Genomic DNA, 16,931 nt, shown 5'->3' with positions numbered 1-16,931 from the left:
TTTGCCAGCATAGTTAGCTTTTCAAAAAAAGGATCTTAACAGGTCCTTTTTTATTGATTTCAAATTACTCCTTAAGTATTTAATATGACAGATGTTGATAGTTAACACGCTCACATAAATACAATAAAGCGTGTTATATAAATTGATTTGATGAATAAGGAAGTTCGAATGTATATCAATGAGGCATCAAAACTGACAGGGGCAACACAAAGAGCGATAAGACTTTATGAATCAGTTGGGCTACTGACTGTTTCTCGCCGAGGCAAGTATCGAGTTTATAGCCAAGAGAATATTCATCTAATCAAATTAATAAAAGAGGCTCAAACTCTAGGTGTTGCCTTGTCAGATATGGTTGCTTTAAAGGGAGAAAATGAGGATTTTGATTGGCAGGCAGTCAGCCATTACCTCATTCAAAAGCAAGCTCTAGTCGAAGAAAATATAAAGCAGCTTGAACTCCAAAGACAGCGTATTAAAAATTATCGAATTTCAATTGATAAGTGTATTCAAGAACTTGACTCTCACCCTTAGGTGAGAGTTTACACTGTATCCTTACTGTAAATGGATATGTAAGTGTATGAAAAGAATATTAGTAATTAATGCGAACCCAAAATCAATGAGCTTGTGTAAATCTTTAGCAGAGCAGTATGCCGCTGTTGCGATAAAAAAACACGATGTGAAACAAGTTCATATTGGTGACTTGAATTTCGCAATAAATTTAGCAGAAGGCTACGATGAAGTAATTGAGTTAGAGCCTTGTTTAGCCGATCTGCAAAAGAAAATCCTTTGGGCCGAACATATTGTGATAGTTAGCCCTGTTTGGTGGGGAACAATGCCTGCTAAGTTTAAAGGGGCGATTGATAGAGTTTTTTTACCAGGGTTTTCGTTTAAATATGTTGAGGGTAAATCTATACCGCAAAAGTTATTAAAAGGGCGTACATCCGAGTTGCTAGTAACGTTAGATACCCCTGTCTTTTGGTATAAATACATTCAAGGCAATGTTATCTATAAGAACTTTAAACATTGTATTTTAGACTTTTCAGGGATTAAAAATAAAGCCACCACATACTTTGGGCCCGTTATAAACTCTAGTAGTGATAAAAGAAAAGCGTGGCTTAACAAAGCAGCTCAATTAGGAGCGAAAGTTACTTAGACTATTTGTGTTCTAAAATTAAAAAGGAGAGCGAGTGACTCTCCTTTTTAGCATATTGAATAGAGCTGGTTAGCTTAAATTAATTGTTACTACGTTATTTTCCTGCTCTTGTTCAAGCGCAGGTTGTTTCGGGATATCAGGCTTATCTAGAGCGATATCACCGCCATCAATTACGTCACCACCGGTTTGAAGGTCTTTAAAGTTAAATAAGGCATTGTCAGCTAAGTGTGACGGTACAACGTTTTGCATTGCTGTAAAAATACTTTCAATGCGGCCTGGGTGTTGTTTATTCCACTCAGCAAGCATTGCTTTAGTGTGCTTACGCTGTAAATTTTCTTGTGAACCACACAGGTTACAAGGAATGATAGGAAACGCCATACGGTCTGCATATTTTTCAATATCAGTTTCTTTACAATAAGCAAGTGGGCGAATAACCATGTGCTCGCCATTATCACTCATTAATTTAGCAGGCATGCTCTTTAATTTACCGCCATAGAACATGTTTAAGAAAAGTGTTTCAATCATGTCATCACGATGATGACCTAAGGCTATTTTGGTTGCCCCCATTTCTTTTGCTGTGCGATATAAAATACCACGACGAAGGCGCGAGCAAAGCGAGCAGGTTGTTTTACCTTCAGGAATAATATCGGTGACAATACTGTAGGTGTCTTCTTCTACTATTTTGTATTCAATACCAAGCTTGTCTAGGTATTCGGGTAACACATGCTCAGGAAAACTTGGTTGCTTCTGATCAAGATTGACTGCAAATAAGTCAAACTTAATTGGCGCAACGCGTTGCAAATGTTGCAGAGTATCCAATAGGGTGTAGCTGTCTTTACCACCTGATAAACACACCATGATACGATCGCCTTCTTCGATCATATTAAAGTCCATCACGGCTTGGCCGGTTAATCGACGTAAGCGTTTTTGTAACTTATTAAAGTTATATTGCGCTTTAGCTTCTACTGAGTGAGACACTACGCCCCCTTAAAAATACATGGGTAAAATAAAGGGGCGTATTATATTGGAAGCGCGGGGAAACAACAATTGTTAGTTACCCTTTGCACGGTTAATTATTTTGCAAGGGGACTGATGTAGCCATCAGGTTTCAATGCTAATACATCGCAATCAAGACTATCAATTACATGCTCGGCTGTGTTACCAACCAGTGCGGCGCTCAAACCTGTGCGTCCTACCGTACCAATAACCACTAATTCGCTGTTGAGCTTAGCGGCAACATCAGGAATAACATCTTCAGGTAAACCTTCTTCAATATGACAGTGTTCTTCACTAATTGAAAAGCTCTTTGCAAGCGCTAAGGTTGATTCAAAATGATGTTTCTTTACTGATTCGTTATAAACGCCTGGGTTGAACTCGGGGATTTCAATCGCAATGTTTACCGGCGTTGCTGGGTAAGCATTAACAAGATTAAGCTGCGCATTTGCGAGTTCACAAATAAAGCGGGCGTCATTGATGATACGTTTATTTAGCTCTAGATGTTGTTCATTTTCAGTTACGGCATTAACGGCAGCTAAAATATTGCCCTGAGCCGGCCACTCTTTTTCTTTAACGAGTAATACAGGGGCAGGGCACTTACGAATAAGGTGCCAATCAGTGGGAGTGAAAATAACCGATTTTAGAGTGTCATGCTGATGTGTGCCTTTGACGACAAGATCAAATCCATCATTAATAACAGTATTAATAATCGCTTCGTAAGGGCGATTATGCCAAACAACACACGACTCTATGCTAAGTTCAGGGTAGAGTGCAATTTGCTCATCTAACCAGACTTGCCTATCTTTGATAACAGCTTCGCGCATGGCTTCTCGCTCATCACTGGAAAGCATAGTGGTCATTTCATAAGAAAAATCATAGATACTGAGGAATGCGGTGATGGTGGCGCCAGATTTTTTCGCCAAATCAATTGAACGGCTTAAGCCATGTTGGTGTTCTTTAGTTGGGTCTATAACTGCTAGGATTCGTTTAATTGCGTCCATGTGCTGCTCCTTAACTGTTCCGCAAAAAGTATAGGTTGAGTGTAACCTATATTCAGAACAGTTAAAGGGGCAAGCCAGATAAAGTTGCGCTAAATCAAACTCTATTTACATTTGATAGCAGCAGTTGTTGCCAGCGCTTGTTGATCTAAAATCGTAATAAACTTACCTTCAACCTTGATAAGCCCCGCTTTTTGGAAGCGACTTAGTAGACGACTAATCGTTTCAACGGTTAAACCCAGATAGTTGCCGATTTCTCCGCGTGTCATGGTTAAACGAAACTCTTTGCGTGAAAAGCCGCGTTCGCCAAAACGCTCAGCGAGATTAAAAATAAAGCTGGCTAAACGTTCTTCAGCAGATTTTTTATTGAGTAGTAGCAGCATTTCTTGGTCATAGTTAATTTCGTTACTCATCAAACGCATAATTTGCTGACGTAGCTTAGGGAGCTTACCTGCTAACTCGTCAAGGGTATCAAATGGAATTTCACATACCATAGAGGTTTCAAGTGCTTGTGAGAAGCTTTGATGTGCCATTTTATTTATAGCATCAAAGCCAACAAGATCGCCCGCTAAGTGGAAACCCGTTATTTGTTCATCACCCTGCTCAGAAAGTGTATAAGATTTGAATGACCCTGAGCGTACTGCATAGATTGCATTAAGGCTTGCTCCAGACTCGAAAAGGTAATCGCCTTTGTGGAGTGGCTTTTTACGTTCAATAATTTCATCAAGTCGATCCATTTCCTGACCATTGAGTGAAAATGGCAAACATAGCTGACTGATACTGCAATTGTTGCAGCTAATCGTACATAAGCTTTTTGACTTGTTTTGAGAAAAGTCCATACATCCAATCCATTCAAATAAGTTAACAACACGAATACTAATGAACGAGTTTATCGGTTGCTATAATTAATAAGTATATACCGTACCATATTATTACACTTCCTAGAATAACCCTAGTCCAAACATGGTTTAAAAAAGTGTTTATTTTATGGCTAACAAGCCCAACACTGACCATTGCAGGGAAGGTACCTAGTGCAAAAAAGAGCATAACACCGGCGCCATGTGCTGCTGATGGGCTTGTTAATGCCCATGTTAACGCCGAATAAACCAAGCCACAAGGAAGCCAGCCCCATAATGCACCATATAATAATGCTTTTGGTAGGGAGTTAACCGGCAAAAGGTGGCGATTAAGTTTGACTAAATGCTGCCATATTAGAGTTTTTCCAAGTTTCTCAAGCCATTGTAAAGTGGCAGCTAAACGCATAATGTAAATTCCAACGAGTAGCATGAATAGGCCGCTGAGGAAGGATAATACAATGGCTAACTGAGAATTTTGTGCGGCAAATTTGCTACTGATCCCAGCGACTAGTGCGCCAGCAAGCATATAACTTAGCGCTCTGCCAAGATTGTAAGCAACAGAATAACTGACAGCTTGTTGTTTTTTTGCAGCAAGCTGTAAACTGCTTGCTATACCACCGCACATAGCAAGACAATGCCCACTCCCGAGCAAACCCATAACAAAGGCGCTGATAAATAGGGGGTCAATCATTACTTTTATTATGTTGCTCTTTGTCGTCTTCAAATAAGATGCTGTGGCCTTGCTTATTTAAATCAGAAAATTGTTCGCTTTTTACAGCCCAAAAGAAAACGCCAATTGCAATAATTACAAATAATATAGCAATAGGGATTAGCATATAGATAATACTCATAGTTTTAATAACCTTAATGAGTTAGTAATAACCAGAATGGAGCTTGCAGACATACCAATTACAGCCATCCAAGGTGCAACGAGGCCAAGAGCAGCCAGTGGTAAAATCGAACCATTATAAATGAGTGACAACGCCAAGTTTTGCTTCACAATTCGACGCGTTTTTTTCGATACAGTGAGCAAGTGTTCAATTGCATTTAAGTCACTGTTGAGTAATACCACATCTGCACTATTTTTGGAAATATCAGCCCCTGTTTCCATGGCAATAGATAAATGCGCGCTGGCAAATACAGGGCTGTCATTGACACCATCACCCACCATAGCAACAATGGCACCTTTACCTGCAAGTGCTTCAACATGAGTTTGTTTATCACGAGGGCTACATGCTGCATGCACGGTATCTAGATTTAGCTGCTTTGCGAGTCGCTCACCACTGTTTGACGCATCGCCCGTTAACATATGGCACTTGAGCTGCTGTGAATGAAGTTTAGTAATCAATTTTTCTGCGTTATCACGTAAGCTGTCAGCCAAATAAAAACGAGCAATAACTTGTTTGTTGATATATAACGTTGCTTGTGCATCCGCTTTGTCAGTATCAAACCAACCACTTTTACCTATCGCAAGATGTTGATCATTAAGCTCAGCTGTAATGCCTTTACCAGGCTCGATGGTAACATTTTCTATTTGATTCACAGTGTCGTTATAACCAGCGAATGCATTGGCAATCGGGTGCTCAGAGAAGCTCTCAAGTTGAGCGGCTAAGCGTAATACATCTGCTTCACTATAACTACTGTTTACCATTTCAACTCGCTCTATGGTAAACCGACCTTGCGTTAAGGTGCCTGTTTTATCAAAGGCGATATCTGTTAATTGTGGTAGCGTTTCTAACACATGGGCTTGTTTAATTAAGATACCGCGTTTAGTGAGACTGGCAACCGCACAAGTTAGCGCAGTTGGAATCGCTAAACTCAGCGCACAAGGGCAGGTTGCGACAAGCACAGAAATAGTAATCCAAAAGGCATGTTCAGGGTCTATTTGATACCAACCAATTGCTGTTATTGAGGCAAACAGTAATAAACAAGCAACAAACCACTGTGCCACTTTATCAGTGATTTCAACTAATCTTGGGCGCTTGGTTAGTGCTGTGTGTTGCAGTCTAATAATTTGATTAAGCAGTGTGTTTTGACCAATTTTGTTAATTTCAATACTGATTACACCATCATGGTTAATGGTGCCAGCGAAAACTTGATGGCTTACAAATTTATTAACAGGTTGATGCTCGCCTGTCATCATGGCTTCATCAACAGTTGTTTTACCTTTGATTACGACACCATCGGCAGGGATGGTTTCACCGGCTTTAATTAAAACAATATCACCTAGTTTTAGCTTTTTAGCGGCAATAATCGATTCTTGATTGTTTCTATCGATAATACGGGCGGTAAGAGGCAGTAATTTTTGTAGATTAGCAGTGAACTCACTGGCTTTTAAACGGGCTCTAAATTCTAAATATTTACCTAATAATAATAAGAAGGTAAACATACAGATAGATTCAAAATAAACTTCGCCAACAGACATTAAAGTGGCATAACAGCTTGCCCCGTAAGCACCAAAAATAGCTAAAGATACGGGTAAGTCCATGTTCAACTGCTTGGCTTTTAACCCATTAATGGCATTGGTTAAAAATGGTAGGGCACTGTATAGGATAACGGGTGATGCAAGTACTAAGCTTATCCATCGAAAGTATTGTTCAAAGTCTTCTTCCATGCCCGAGAACATGCCAAAATACATGGCAAAAGCGAACATCATAACCTGCATGGTCATTAGGCCCGCCACACCTAAACGGCGGATGTACGCTTTTGCGGCTTGTTGTTTTTGACTGGCTTCCAAGTCAGCCTGAAACGGATATGCTTTATAGCCGATTTCGTGTAACGAGGTGATAATTTGGCTAAGCGGTGTGGCCGATTTATCCCACTGGATCATGGCACGATTAGTTGATGTATTTACATCCACGCGCTTAATTGCTTTTAAATTAAGTAACTGTTTTTCAATTAACCAAGCACATGCCGCACACGTTATACCTTCAACGGTGAGAAGCACCTCAGATAAGTCGTTGGAGGCTGAAATAAATTCGTCTTGAATATCTTCGTTATCGTAGCTTTTAATTAATTCCAGTTGCTCTGGTACAAGTTGTTCTACCTTGCCAGAGCGCACTGTTCTGAATTTATAGTAATCGGTCATGCCTTGGGCGACGATATTCTCAGCAACCGTTTGGCAGCCAATACAACACATAGGTTGTGCCTTACCATCTATTTCGACAGTCGCATTAAAGCCTTTTGGCACACTTTCAAGACAATGAAAGCAATTATCAGACATCAGAGTTTACTACTTATATTCAGGGCTAATCGAAATTGTTTTTTCAGTTGGTAGAATAATATCTTCTTTTAGTTTCCAACTACCATCAATAGGTTCAATAAACACTGTGTAAGCACCATTTACATGCGCATCTAATAGGGCGGTGAAATCGCCATGGGCGTTTTTCATCAGGCTAACATCAAAATCGTTTGCTTTAATGGTGCGGTGGTAAAATGACATTTTTAAAGAATGTACATTACTCGCATCACCTTTAGTGAAAACAAACGTGACTTTGTCGTCGGTCACATTTAAGTCACCATGCAAATAGAGCGCCTTTGCTTTGTTAAATTTACTGAGTTCAAGGTTGATAGCTTTGCCTTTTTTATAATAGTCATCGACAACCATGTCGGGCCCGTTGCCAATAGCCATGTAAATAAGACCAGCACAACCAATGATAGCGGCAAGTGGAAAAGAGATTAAAAACCAAGGCCAAAAATTTTTATACCAAGGAGTGGGGTTCATAGTACTTACTACCTTTAAAAACGTTGTACGCATTTTATCGGATCTAAAAGCAAAAGACTAAAAAAAAGCCTCCAGATGGAGGCTTTTTTGATCTTAATTAATCTATTGAATTAAAAGATTAATTGAATATACATTTTATTAACCGCGTGGTTATTTTTCTTGTGACAAGCTGTAAACGTACGCTGTTAACAGGTGTACTTTATCTTCACCTAAAATGTCTTTCCATGCTGGCATAACACCTGCACGGCCATTGATAAGTGTTTCTTCAACGGCACGTTTAGAACCACCATATAACCAGATGTTATCTGTGAGGTTAGGTGCACCAAATGGTAAGTTATGAGCTACTGAACCTTTACCGTCAGCACCGTGACACGCAGCACACATTGCAAACTTAGCTGCACCTGCTTCAGCGTCTTTTTGGTTAACAGTACGGCCAGATAGGCTTAGTACGTGAGCTGTCATTTCTTTAATGCCTTGCTCACCTAATGCATCACCCCAAGGTGGCATCGCAGCAACACGACCATGAAGAAGTGTTTCTTTGATTTTATCTGGTGTGCCGCCATACAACCAATCGTTATCCGTTAGGTTAGGGAAGCCTTGACCACCACGTGCATCTGAACCATGACATTGCGCACAGTTTTGAGAGAATAAACGTTGACCAATTTCAAGCGCTTTTTCATCTTTAACCAGTGTCTCAATATCTTGTTTAGCAAATGCTTCAAAGATAGGGCCGAAACGCTCATCAGCTGCGATAAACTCTTGGTCTAATTGAACGTTTTCACCATTAGCTAATGCTTGCTCAGTTGCCTTTTTAGACTCTTCTAAAGAGGTGATACCTTGGTTAGAACTTGTCCACTTACCTAAACCTTCCCAGTTACCTAAACCTGGGTAAGCTGCAAGGTAGTATACAGACCAAATAAATGTCGCGAAGAACATGTAAGTCCACCACTTTGGTAGTGGATTGTTTAGCTCTTCAATGCCATCAAACTCGTGACCACAGCTCTCACCTTCTTTAACACCTGTGTAGTTTTTTAAGTTCCACAGAAGTAGGCCGAAGATGATAGCAAGACACGCAAGGGTTAAAACGATAACCCATATACTCCAAAAGCTAGTCATTTCTCAGACTCCTTTTCCTCGTTAGAGATTGTGTTGTTGTGTTTTTTTTCATCTTCAAATATGGCATTGGCAGCGTCATCAAAACGACTTTTGCTACGCTTGCTGTATGCCCATACAACAATCACAATAAACAGTACTAAAATTACCAGAGTCAAAATGCCTCTGTATGTTCCGTAATCCATAATAATTACTTCAAGTGTGTGCCAAGCTGTTGTAAGTAAGCGATTAGAGCTTGCATTTCAGTTGCGCCTTCACCATTGTTCATGGCTTCAATTTTCGCAATGTCAGCTTGTAGCTCTTCGTCGCTTCCATAACCTTTACCGTCGTAACGGCTACTCGCTTTGTCGATCCCGAAACTATCACGGAATATTTGAAGCTTTTTAAGAGTATGGGTCGTATCGACTCTGTTTTCGTCTAACCAAGGAAACGCTGGCATATTTGACTCTGGAACCACAGCACGTGGGTCCATTAAGTGAGCATGATGCCAATCGTCTGAATAGCGTTCACCAACACGAGCTAGGTCCGGACCAGTACGCTTAGAACCCCATTGGAATGGGTGATCCCATACTGATTCACCAGCTACAGAGTAGTGACCGTAACGCTCAACTTCGTCACGGAATGGACGAATCATTTGTGAGTGACAGTTGTAACAACCCTCACGTACATAAATGTCGCGACCTTCCATTTCTAAAGCTGTAAGAGGGCGTAGGCCATCAACAGGTTTAGTTGTATCGTTTTGGAACATTAGTGGAGTAATTTCAACAAGTGCACCAAAGCTGATTGCGAAGACAGTCAAGATAGCCATTAGGCCAACATTTTTTTCGACTATTTCGTGTTTGTTTTGTGAATTATTATTGCTCATCGTTCTACTCCGTTATGCCAATTGTGCGTCAGCGTCTAATTGCAGCGAGTCTTTTTTCGCAGCAACAGTACGATAAACGTTGTAAGCCATAATTAGCATACCTGTTACGATGAATACACCGCCTAGGAAACGCATGATATAGAACGGGTATGAAGCTTCTAAAGACTGTACGAAGCTGTACATTAACGTACCGTCTGAGTTTACTGCACGCCACATTAGACCTTGCATAACACCTGAGATCCACATTGCTACGATGTATAGGACAACACCCACAGTGTGTAACCAGAAGTGCGTGTTAACTAATTTAACACTGTACATACGGCCTTGTGAGAATAGTGCAGGGATTAGGTGATAGATAGCACCGATAGAAATCATTGCAACCCAACCTAGTGCACCTGAGTGTACGTGACCTACAGTCCAGTCAGTGTAGTGAGAAAGCGCGTTAACTGACTTGATAGCCATCATCGGGCCTTCAAACGTAGACATACCGTAGAAAGAGAGAGAAACAACTAAGAAACGTAATACTGGGTCAGTACGTAGCTTATGCCAAGCACCTGATAACGTCATGATACCGTTGATCATACCACCCCAAGATGGAACGAATAGGATCACTGACATAACCATACCTAAGCTTTGTGTCCAGTCAGGTAGAGCCGTGTAATGAAGGTGGTGAGGACCAGCCCAAATATATAAAGAGATAAGTGCCCAGAAGTGAACGACCGATAGGCGGTATGAATAAACAGGGCGACCTGCTTGTTTTGGTACGAAGTAGTACATCATACCTAGGAAACCTGCAGTTAATAAGAAACCAACAGCGTTATGACCGTACCACCACTGAACCATCGCATCTACAGCACCTGCGTAGATAGAGTAAGATTTAGTGAGTGAAACTGGAATTGCCATGCTGTTTACAATGTGTAATACAGCGACAGTAATTATGAAACCAGCGTAGAACCAGTTCGCAACATAAATGTGCGACACTTTGCGTTTGATTAGCGTACCAAAGAATACAACCGCATAGGTAACCCAAACAACCGCGATAAGAATATCGATTGGCCATTCTAGTTCTGCGTATTCTTTTGAGCTTGTGATACCTAGAGGTAAGGTAATCGCTGCTAGTACGATAACAAGTTGCCATCCCCAGAAGGTAAAGGCTGCTAGTTTATCTGAGAAAAGTCGCGTTTGACACGTACGTTGTACGACGTAATAAGACGTCGCAAAAAGTGCACTCGTACCAAATGCGAAAATTACTGCGTTCGTATGTAACGGACGTAGTCGAGAGTATGTTAACCATGGTGTATCAAAGTTAAGTGCTGGCCAAGCTAATTGGGCAGCAATCAGAACCCCAACACTCATGCCAACGATGCCCCAAATCACTGTCATAATAGCGAATTGGCGTACAACCTTATAGTTGTACTCAGTTTGTGATGCTACTGTTTGGCTCATTTTCTGGCTTCCGCTGCAATTAATGCGTTTAGAAATGAATTACCCACCTACTGTAAAATAAGCGGGCCCTACTATTACTTCACAAGCGTGTTACCTAAAGCTAGCCAAAGACGTTAACTTCAGAAAACAAACTCGAGAAACCCTTATTTTTGCGATGGAAATGATAAAATTTTTGACCTTAAAAAGATAGGTCAATTGCATAAAATTATGACATCAATCAAATTTTAACGTTTTGTTGGTTATTTTTTGTCAGCCATTGTGTTTTTTTAAGTCATTCAATTTAACATAGTTGTTTTTTATAGCGCGGCTGACTAGTATCCGTTTTATTTTTACAGGCAAATAAAAATGAAAAACATCCCACTTCTTCTAACCTTGTGCCTTTTAGTCACTGCTTGTGATAGGAGAAGTATAGAAGAGCCAAGTGTATCTGCAACCTGTAAAAATAATGAGCATTGCTTATTTGCTAATAAAACTGAAGTTTGGCTTTCAGCACCCAACATTACTCCTGAAACCCCATTTACAATTAATTTAAAGCTTCCTGATGGGGCAAGCATCAGTTCATCGAAACTTGAAGGGGTGACTATGTATATGGGTTACATACCTTTGCAATTTAAAAAGGGCACCAATTACTGGCATGCAGATACCATGGTTGGTTTATGCTCAGAAAAAGTAATGACTTGGAAAATGACTGTATCTTATATAGATACGGATGATCAAACACACAGTCTATTTTATTACTTTGACTCTCGTTATTAATAAGAACTCCTTTAAAAGCAAGTGCTTAGAAGTTTATTTCCACTATCTATAGCCGCACTTAAAAGTTTCATCAGTTTTTTCAACAAAAAACGTTAAAAGTTGGAACTTATTACAATATTCATCCCCTAATAATGCATTAGTAAGCTAACTTTATCTATTTAGTTAGTTTTTGTGAATAACTATGGTTAGCAGATTTATTGACCTATTACGGTTTTTATAATGATGTGTGATCAACTTGTAAAAATTTCATAGATAGGAATATTTGCTGAGCAATTACATTTGATTACAAAGTGAATACAATTAGTTTCATTGGTATTTTTTTTGTGTCTCACCTTTTTTATCTACATGTAATACAAGTGTTTTTTATTATTAACATTGACACATCGTGAAACTTTATTACCTGTAAGGGGTACTGAAAATTTGGGTTGTATTTTATTTAATCCATCATTCAGTTTTCATTCAGTTAAACCCGCCTAAGTTGCCTCCCGCTGACTCGTGATTCTAATAATAACGAGCGCTACCTAACTAAAGGTAAATTTCCAACAAGTAGGGTTTTCACATGAAAAAATCAATTCTTGGTTTAGCTGTTGTTTCAGCTATCCCAATGTTCTCAAGCATGCAAGCTTTAGCTGCTGATGACGCAGCTGAGTCAATCGAAAAGATTCAAGTTACTGGTTCACGCATCAAGCGTTCTGATATGGAAAACGCTAGCCCAGTAACAATTATTGGCGCTGATGACATTAAAGCAATGGGTGCAACAAGCATCGATAGCGTATTACAAAAAATGACTGCCACTGGCGGCGCGATGACTAACCCTGGTATCAATAATGGTTCAGGCGGTAACGCACGTATCGATTTACGTGGTTTAGGTTCTAGTCGTACATTAGTACTTGTAAACGGTCGTCGTATGATCGCTTCTGGTACAGGCGCAGCATCGACTGTTGACTTAAATACTATCCCAGTTTCAATGATCCGTTCTGTTGAAGTACTTAAAGATGGCGCATCAGCTGTATACGGTACTGACGCAGTAGCAGGTGTTGTAAATATTATCCTTAAAGATGATTTCGAAGGCCTAGACATGAACGCAAATACTGCGATCACTGGCGAAGGCGATGCTACAGAAAACTCAATTGACTTCACTGTAGGTACATCTTTTGACAAAGGTAATATCGTAATCGGTATGCAGTACACTGACCGTGGTAAAGCTTCTCAAGCAGACCGCGACTTCTCTGAGTGTCCTCTGGCTGAAGGTAGCAATGGCCTATACTGTACTGGTTCTTCATACAATGAAGGCGGTCACATTTGGAATGGTAATGGCGAGAAAGGCCTAACTGTTAACGCTAAAGGTGAAGATACGCCAGTATCTCTTATCAACGACAGCGGTGTAACAGGTCGTGGTGGTGATTATCACCGCTATGGCAATGCTGATGCATACAACTACTCACCAGCTAGCTACCTTTACACGCCAATGGAGCGTTTAAACCTTACTGGTATCGCGACATACGAATTATCTGACGATACGTCGTTATTCACTGAATTCACATACACTAAGCGTTGGTCAGAGCAACAAATGGCTCCACAACCAGTATGGTTCGATTTCGAATACACTGAAAACATGGGTAACGCACTTCTTAGCCAAAGCTATGATGAGCGTGTTGACCTTGATGGTGACGGCTACCTAGATAAAAATGCTGATGGCAGCTACGTGACTCAAGAAAGAAACTACCAATATGGTGATAAGATTTCTTACGGTCGTCGTATGTCTGACACAGGTGCTCGTTACTTCGAACAATCTGTTGATACTGTACGTGCTGTTGTTGGTGCACAAGGTTTCATCGGTGATTACTCTTGGGACGTTTCAGCTAACTTCGGTCGTAACGACTCAGTAGATAAGCTAAGCAACCTTCACAACATGGGTGCTATCCAAGACCAAATCCTGGAAGGTACTTTCAACCCGCTAGATCAAGCTGCATGGGTTTCTGATGACTTCCGTAAGAATGTTTACACGGAAGTAAACAATGGTGGTAGCCAGTTATTTATTCTAGCTGCATCAGTTTCAGGTGAAATGTTCGAAATGCCAGCTGGTTACGCTGCATTCGCTGCAGGTGTTGAACGTCGTCAAGAGAAAGCATGGTACACACCTGACTCTCTAACAGCACAAGGTTTGGCAAATGATCCTCCAGTTGAACCAACAGCAGGTGGCTTTGACGTAAATGAAGCATATGTTGAGTTTGCATTACCACTATTAGCTGATGCACCATTTGCACAAAATGTTGAACTAAGCGCTGCTATCCGTGCGTTTGACTACAGCACATTTGGTTCTGACGAAACGTGGAAACTAGGTTTAACATGGAAAGCAAACGATGAATTAATGCTACGTAGCGTTGTTTCAACAGCATTCCGTGCGCCGACTGTTGATGAGCTTTACTCAGGTAATTCACCATCATTTGAACAAATTAACTTCCCTGGTGCCCAACAGCAAGCTGAAGTAACTGTTGGTGGTAACTCACTACTTACTCCAGAAGAAGCTGACACGCTAACTGCTGGTATCGTATATGACCCAGAGTGGCTAGACGGTTTCAGCATGACACTTGATTACTACAAGATTGAAATCGAGAATGCGATTGCATCTGTGAATGAGCAATATATTGTTGATCAATGTTTAGCTACTTCAAGCAACGCAAGTACGACACTTTGCCAATCTGCTAACATCAGCATGGACAGCACTGGCCGTGTTAAATTCAATAACCAATTACAAAACATTGGTTCTGAAGAAACATCTGGTTTTGACCTTAACTTAACATACAGCTTCGAAGCTGCAGGCCTTAACTGGAGAGCAACGCTTGATACAACATACCTAGACGAGTACGTTGTAACGGTTCTTGATGACACTGTTGATTACGCTGGCCTTATCACTTCTGGCCTAGGTGGTTATGCTGACCTTAAGTCTAACTTTACATTATCAGCTCGCGGCGAAAGCTGGGATGCAACGTATAAAGCACGTTACATTGCTGGTATGGATAGCTACTCTTGTCAAGCAGATCCATCAAGCTGTTTAGCACCTACAACACCATCTGTTGTTTATCATGACATCAGCGGTTCATACTTACTATCTGACCGTGTGACGTTATCTGCAGGTGTTAACAACTTGTTTGATAAAGAGCCACCTTACTACTCAGGTAACAATGACTCAAACACTGACCCGTACACATACGATGTACTAGGTCGTCGTTTCCACGCTGGTATTAACGTTAAGTTCTAATCTAGCTTGAAATGAATACTAAGGCCCAGTTTTTACTGGGCCTTTTTTATTGTCTGAAAGTCTATCAACGCGTAAACTATAGAGGTATTTTTAACAAACGAGGTAATATTGCTTAAACAAGACGAAAACTTATCTTTTATTATTGAGCCTGAGCTTAACCCACGTTCAGAGCAGCGTCTCGACCTGTATTTCTCTATTCCCAATGAAATGAGTGTGAACCCGCAAACACTCAGTGAAGAATCCTATTTTAATAACCATTTTAAATCGCACTTAGCTTATAACGCTAATAACATTCACTTACCTTTAGTACGCAGTCGCTTTGTTAGTAAAAATAAAGGTGAACAACAAGATTATCGGCAAAACTTAAACCTCTATTGCTACCAAGTAAGGCTTGCACTGAATGCCGATGTTAAAGATACCTTGCAATATAAAGATGCAGAATTATTTTACCCCGCAGCACAAGAGCTTTGTGAACAAACGCAAGGTCTTCTGAAAAAGTTAAGACGCTACACCCCAGATGATGAAAAGCTGTTACCATTTTATAAGAATGCAGATAATTATTTAAGTTGGCACGTAGAACAGTCATTTTTGAAGTTACTAGACGAGGGGCCACGTAGCAGTGACTATGCAAAAGAGCGGGGCGATCTACTGCAATTTTGTAAAGCGGAAAATAACTACAGAGAAGAGCAAGAATATAACTCACAATCCACTTTAGAAGATGCCAATCGCATCACGAACAAGATGCGTTTACTGCAGCGCTTAATTGAGCATGGCGTCATTTTAAGCCGACATACGCGTTACTTGAATAGTTACCTAAAGCGTATGGTTAAAGGCACAGTCACAGCAGTTATCATGGCTTTTGTGATGCTTGTTGTGCTTAATGCGCGTTCTAACTTTACTGAAGTGACGGCCACGCTGATTTTGATATTAGGAGTTATTTATGGCCTACGTGAGATATTTAAAGAAGATATCACGCGGGTTATTTGGCGTGCTATTGTTAGAGGGCGTCCAAAGTGGCGTTTTCAGTTTAGGAATAGTATTACAAAGGATAAAATAGCCAGTCAATATATTTGGCTTGAGTATACCTCTTTCAAACGTATTCCTTTGAAGGTAAGGAAAATCTTTTCAAAACGTCGCCACCAAAATAAGCAGGCTGCACAGTGGTTACATTTTGCCAGTGAAACGCAAGTTAATGCGAAAAAGTTCTTACCTGGTTATGATAGCTTGCAGCAAACAATTAACTTTAGTTTAGCGCCGTTTGCTCGTTACTTAAAACGGGGTGAAGGTAAGCTTTATCATTTAGAAAGCAATAAAATATCAAAACAGTCGGTTGAGCGGCGATATCAATTAAATTTAGTGCTTGTGTTCAGTGAAAGTGGGCAAGAAACCTTGTATCAACGCTATAAAATTACGTTAAACCGCAGCAAAATAGTGAATATAGAACAAATTTACAGCCAAGCTGAAGAAAAGGAGTAGGGTAGCTTGAGCCGCCCTACGAGGAAGTTATTTAGCGCCCAAACCTGTTTTGCTGTATAGCGAAACTTTGTCAGAAACGAGCGTTATTTCGATATTTTTATCTTTATTACCCCAAATGCAGTTCGTGTGTAGGGTTTTCTCCTCACATGAATCAGCAGAGCCTAAAATGGCTTCTACTTCTGTTTTATCCATACCGATTTTGATCTTTTCGTAATTTTCTAAACTTACTTTTGAACAGCCGGCTAATGCAAGCGCTGTTGCAGCAATTACCATATATTTTTTCATAGT

The 16,931-nt window shown here is 40.4% G+C and carries 17 protein-coding genes; 5 read left to right on the top strand and 12 right to left on the bottom strand.

Annotated features, from left to right (window positions below):
• Positions 1 to 168 precede the first annotated feature (168 nt).
• Together L0Z67_RS09600 and L0Z67_RS09595 are read left to right on the top strand one after the other, a co-directional pair.
• Positions 169 to 528 (top strand): MerR family transcriptional regulator, encoded by a 360-nt coding sequence (locus L0Z67_RS09600; protein WP_062569278.1) that lies wholly within the window; start codon positions 169 to 171, stop codon positions 526 to 528.
• A gap of 46 nt (positions 529 to 574) precedes the next feature.
• Positions 575 to 1,150, top strand: coding sequence for an NAD(P)H-dependent oxidoreductase (locus L0Z67_RS09595; RefSeq protein WP_405127909.1), 576 nt, complete (start codon positions 575 to 577; stop codon positions 1,148 to 1,150).
• Positions 1,151 to 1,219: 69 nt separating this feature from the next.
• Here the strand turns inward: L0Z67_RS09595 and ttcA are convergent, their stop codons facing one another.
• The 11 genes from ttcA to ccoN all read right to left on the bottom strand — a co-directional run bounded on the left by ttcA (position 1,220) and on the right by ccoN (position 11,149).
• Complete coding sequence (ttcA, locus tag L0Z67_RS09590; RefSeq protein ID WP_405127908.1) at positions 1,220 to 2,128, bottom strand: tRNA 2-thiocytidine(32) synthetase TtcA; 909 nt, start codon at positions 2,126 to 2,128, stop codon at positions 1,220 to 1,222.
• 95 nt (positions 2,129 to 2,223) lie between these two features.
• Positions 2,224 to 3,147, bottom strand: coding sequence for a universal stress protein UspE (uspE, locus tag L0Z67_RS09585; protein ID WP_062569275.1), 924 nt, complete (start codon positions 3,145 to 3,147; stop codon positions 2,224 to 2,226).
• Between the two features lie 101 nt (positions 3,148 to 3,248).
• On the bottom strand, positions 3,249 to 3,983 hold the full coding sequence (locus tag L0Z67_RS09580) for an FNR family transcription factor (protein WP_062569274.1): 735 nt from the start codon (positions 3,981 to 3,983) through the stop codon (positions 3,249 to 3,251).
• A 37-nt stretch (positions 3,984 to 4,020) separates the two neighbouring features.
• The gene (locus L0Z67_RS09575) at positions 4,021 to 4,692 is read right to left on the bottom strand and encodes a sulfite exporter TauE/SafE family protein (RefSeq protein WP_062569273.1); all 672 of its coding nucleotides are present in this window, start codon (positions 4,690 to 4,692) and stop codon (positions 4,021 to 4,023) included.
• Positions 4,685 to 4,852 (bottom strand): cbb3-type cytochrome oxidase assembly protein CcoS, encoded by a 168-nt coding sequence (ccoS, locus tag L0Z67_RS09570; protein WP_036967866.1) that lies wholly within the window; start codon positions 4,850 to 4,852, stop codon positions 4,685 to 4,687. Before ccoS ends, L0Z67_RS09575 begins: the two co-directional genes overlap by 8 nt.
• Positions 4,849 to 7,224 (bottom strand): heavy metal translocating P-type ATPase, encoded by a 2,376-nt coding sequence (locus L0Z67_RS09565; protein ID WP_405127907.1) that lies wholly within the window; start codon positions 7,222 to 7,224, stop codon positions 4,849 to 4,851. The genes ccoS and L0Z67_RS09565 overlap by 4 nt, the downstream gene beginning before the upstream one ends.
• 9 nt (positions 7,225 to 7,233) lie before the next feature.
• Positions 7,234 to 7,725 carry a FixH family protein gene (locus L0Z67_RS09560; RefSeq protein WP_062569271.1) on the bottom strand — a complete coding sequence of 164 codons (492 nt, stop codon included), beginning with the start codon at positions 7,723 to 7,725 and terminating at the stop codon, positions 7,234 to 7,236.
• Positions 7,726 to 7,875: 150 nt separating this feature from the next.
• The gene (gene ccoP, locus L0Z67_RS09555) at positions 7,876 to 8,841 is read right to left on the bottom strand and encodes a cytochrome-c oxidase, cbb3-type subunit III (RefSeq protein ID WP_062569270.1); all 966 of its coding nucleotides are present in this window, start codon (positions 8,839 to 8,841) and stop codon (positions 7,876 to 7,878) included.
• Positions 8,838 to 9,023 carry a cbb3-type cytochrome c oxidase subunit 3 gene (locus L0Z67_RS09550; protein ID WP_062569269.1) on the bottom strand — a complete coding sequence of 62 codons (186 nt, stop codon included), beginning with the start codon at positions 9,021 to 9,023 and terminating at the stop codon, positions 8,838 to 8,840. The genes ccoP and L0Z67_RS09550 overlap by 4 nt, the downstream gene beginning before the upstream one ends.
• Before the next feature lie 5 nt (positions 9,024 to 9,028).
• Positions 9,029 to 9,703: a cytochrome-c oxidase, cbb3-type subunit II gene (gene ccoO / locus L0Z67_RS09545; protein WP_405127906.1), complete on the bottom strand. Its 675-nt coding sequence runs from the start codon at positions 9,701 to 9,703 to the stop codon at positions 9,029 to 9,031.
• Between the two features lie 12 nt (positions 9,704 to 9,715).
• Positions 9,716 to 11,149, bottom strand: a complete 1,434-nt coding sequence (gene ccoN / locus L0Z67_RS09540) for a cytochrome-c oxidase, cbb3-type subunit I (protein WP_062569267.1) — start codon at positions 11,147 to 11,149, stop codon at positions 9,716 to 9,718.
• Between the two features lie 345 nt (positions 11,150 to 11,494).
• Between ccoN and L0Z67_RS09535 the strand changes: the two genes are divergently transcribed.
• From L0Z67_RS09535 to L0Z67_RS09525, 3 genes are all read left to right on the top strand, one after another.
• Entirely contained in the window at positions 11,495 to 11,905 is a 411-nt protein-coding gene (locus L0Z67_RS09535) for a hypothetical protein (RefSeq protein ID WP_405127905.1), read from the top strand.
• A 559-nt stretch (positions 11,906 to 12,464) separates the two neighbouring features.
• Positions 12,465 to 15,167, top strand: a complete 2,703-nt coding sequence (locus L0Z67_RS09530; RefSeq protein ID WP_405127904.1) for a TonB-dependent receptor — start codon at positions 12,465 to 12,467, stop codon at positions 15,165 to 15,167.
• A 108-nt stretch (positions 15,168 to 15,275) separates the two neighbouring features.
• A complete protein-coding gene (locus L0Z67_RS09525) occupies positions 15,276 to 16,643 on the top strand; it encodes a hypothetical protein (protein WP_193987411.1) in 1,368 nt (455 codons plus the stop codon).
• Positions 16,644 to 16,670: 27 nt separating this feature from the next.
• On the opposite strand, the gene L0Z67_RS09520 is transcribed toward L0Z67_RS09525, so the two are convergent.
• Positions 16,671 to 16,928 (bottom strand): hypothetical protein, encoded by a 258-nt coding sequence (locus L0Z67_RS09520; RefSeq protein WP_062569263.1) that lies wholly within the window; start codon positions 16,926 to 16,928, stop codon positions 16,671 to 16,673.
• Between the last annotated feature and the right edge of the window lie 3 nt (positions 16,929 to 16,931).

The organism is Pseudoalteromonas sp. PB2-1 (genome assembly GCF_045040605.1).
Lineage (GTDB): Bacteria > Pseudomonadota > Gammaproteobacteria > Enterobacterales > Alteromonadaceae > Pseudoalteromonas > Pseudoalteromonas arabiensis.
The sequence above is the reverse complement of the archived record's forward strand: the minus strand, read 5'-3'. Positions and strand labels throughout refer to the sequence as shown.

Coding starts and splice junctions, on each gene's coding strand:
- L0Z67_RS09575 (WP_062569273.1), bottom strand. CDS start 4,692: ATGATTGACCCCCTATTTATCAGCGCCTTTGTTATGGGTTTGCTCGGG.
- L0Z67_RS09550 (WP_062569269.1), bottom strand. CDS start 9,023: ATGGATTACGGAACATACAGAGGCATTTTGACTCTGGTAATTTTAGTA.
- L0Z67_RS09520 (WP_062569263.1), bottom strand. CDS start 16,928: ATGAAAAAATATATGGTAATTGCTGCAACAGCGCTTGCATTAGCCGGC.
- ccoN (WP_062569267.1), bottom strand. CDS start 11,149: ATGAGCCAAACAGTAGCATCACAAACTGAGTACAACTATAAGGTTGTA.
- ccoP (WP_062569270.1), bottom strand. CDS start 8,841: ATGACTAGCTTTTGGAGTATATGGGTTATCGTTTTAACCCTTGCGTGT.
- L0Z67_RS09560 (WP_062569271.1), bottom strand. CDS start 7,725: ATGAACCCCACTCCTTGGTATAAAAATTTTTGGCCTTGGTTTTTAATC.
- L0Z67_RS09530 (WP_405127904.1), top strand. CDS start 12,465: ATGAAAAAATCAATTCTTGGTTTAGCTGTTGTTTCAGCTATCCCAATG.
- L0Z67_RS09580 (WP_062569274.1), bottom strand. CDS start 3,983: ATGGACTTTTCTCAAAACAAGTCAAAAAGCTTATGTACGATTAGCTGC.
- uspE (WP_062569275.1), bottom strand. CDS start 3,147: ATGGACGCAATTAAACGAATCCTAGCAGTTATAGACCCAACTAAAGAA.
- L0Z67_RS09600 (WP_062569278.1), top strand. CDS start 169: ATGTATATCAATGAGGCATCAAAACTGACAGGGGCAACACAAAGAGCG.
- L0Z67_RS09535 (WP_405127905.1), top strand. CDS start 11,495: ATGAAAAACATCCCACTTCTTCTAACCTTGTGCCTTTTAGTCACTGCT.
- L0Z67_RS09595 (WP_405127909.1), top strand. CDS start 575: ATGAAAAGAATATTAGTAATTAATGCGAACCCAAAATCAATGAGCTTG.
- ccoO (WP_405127906.1), bottom strand. CDS start 9,703: ATGAGCAATAATAATTCACAAAACAAACACGAAATAGTCGAAAAAAAT.
- ccoS (WP_036967866.1), bottom strand. CDS start 4,852: ATGAGTATTATCTATATGCTAATCCCTATTGCTATATTATTTGTAATT.
- L0Z67_RS09565 (WP_405127907.1), bottom strand. CDS start 7,224: ATGTCTGATAATTGCTTTCATTGTCTTGAAAGTGTGCCAAAAGGCTTT.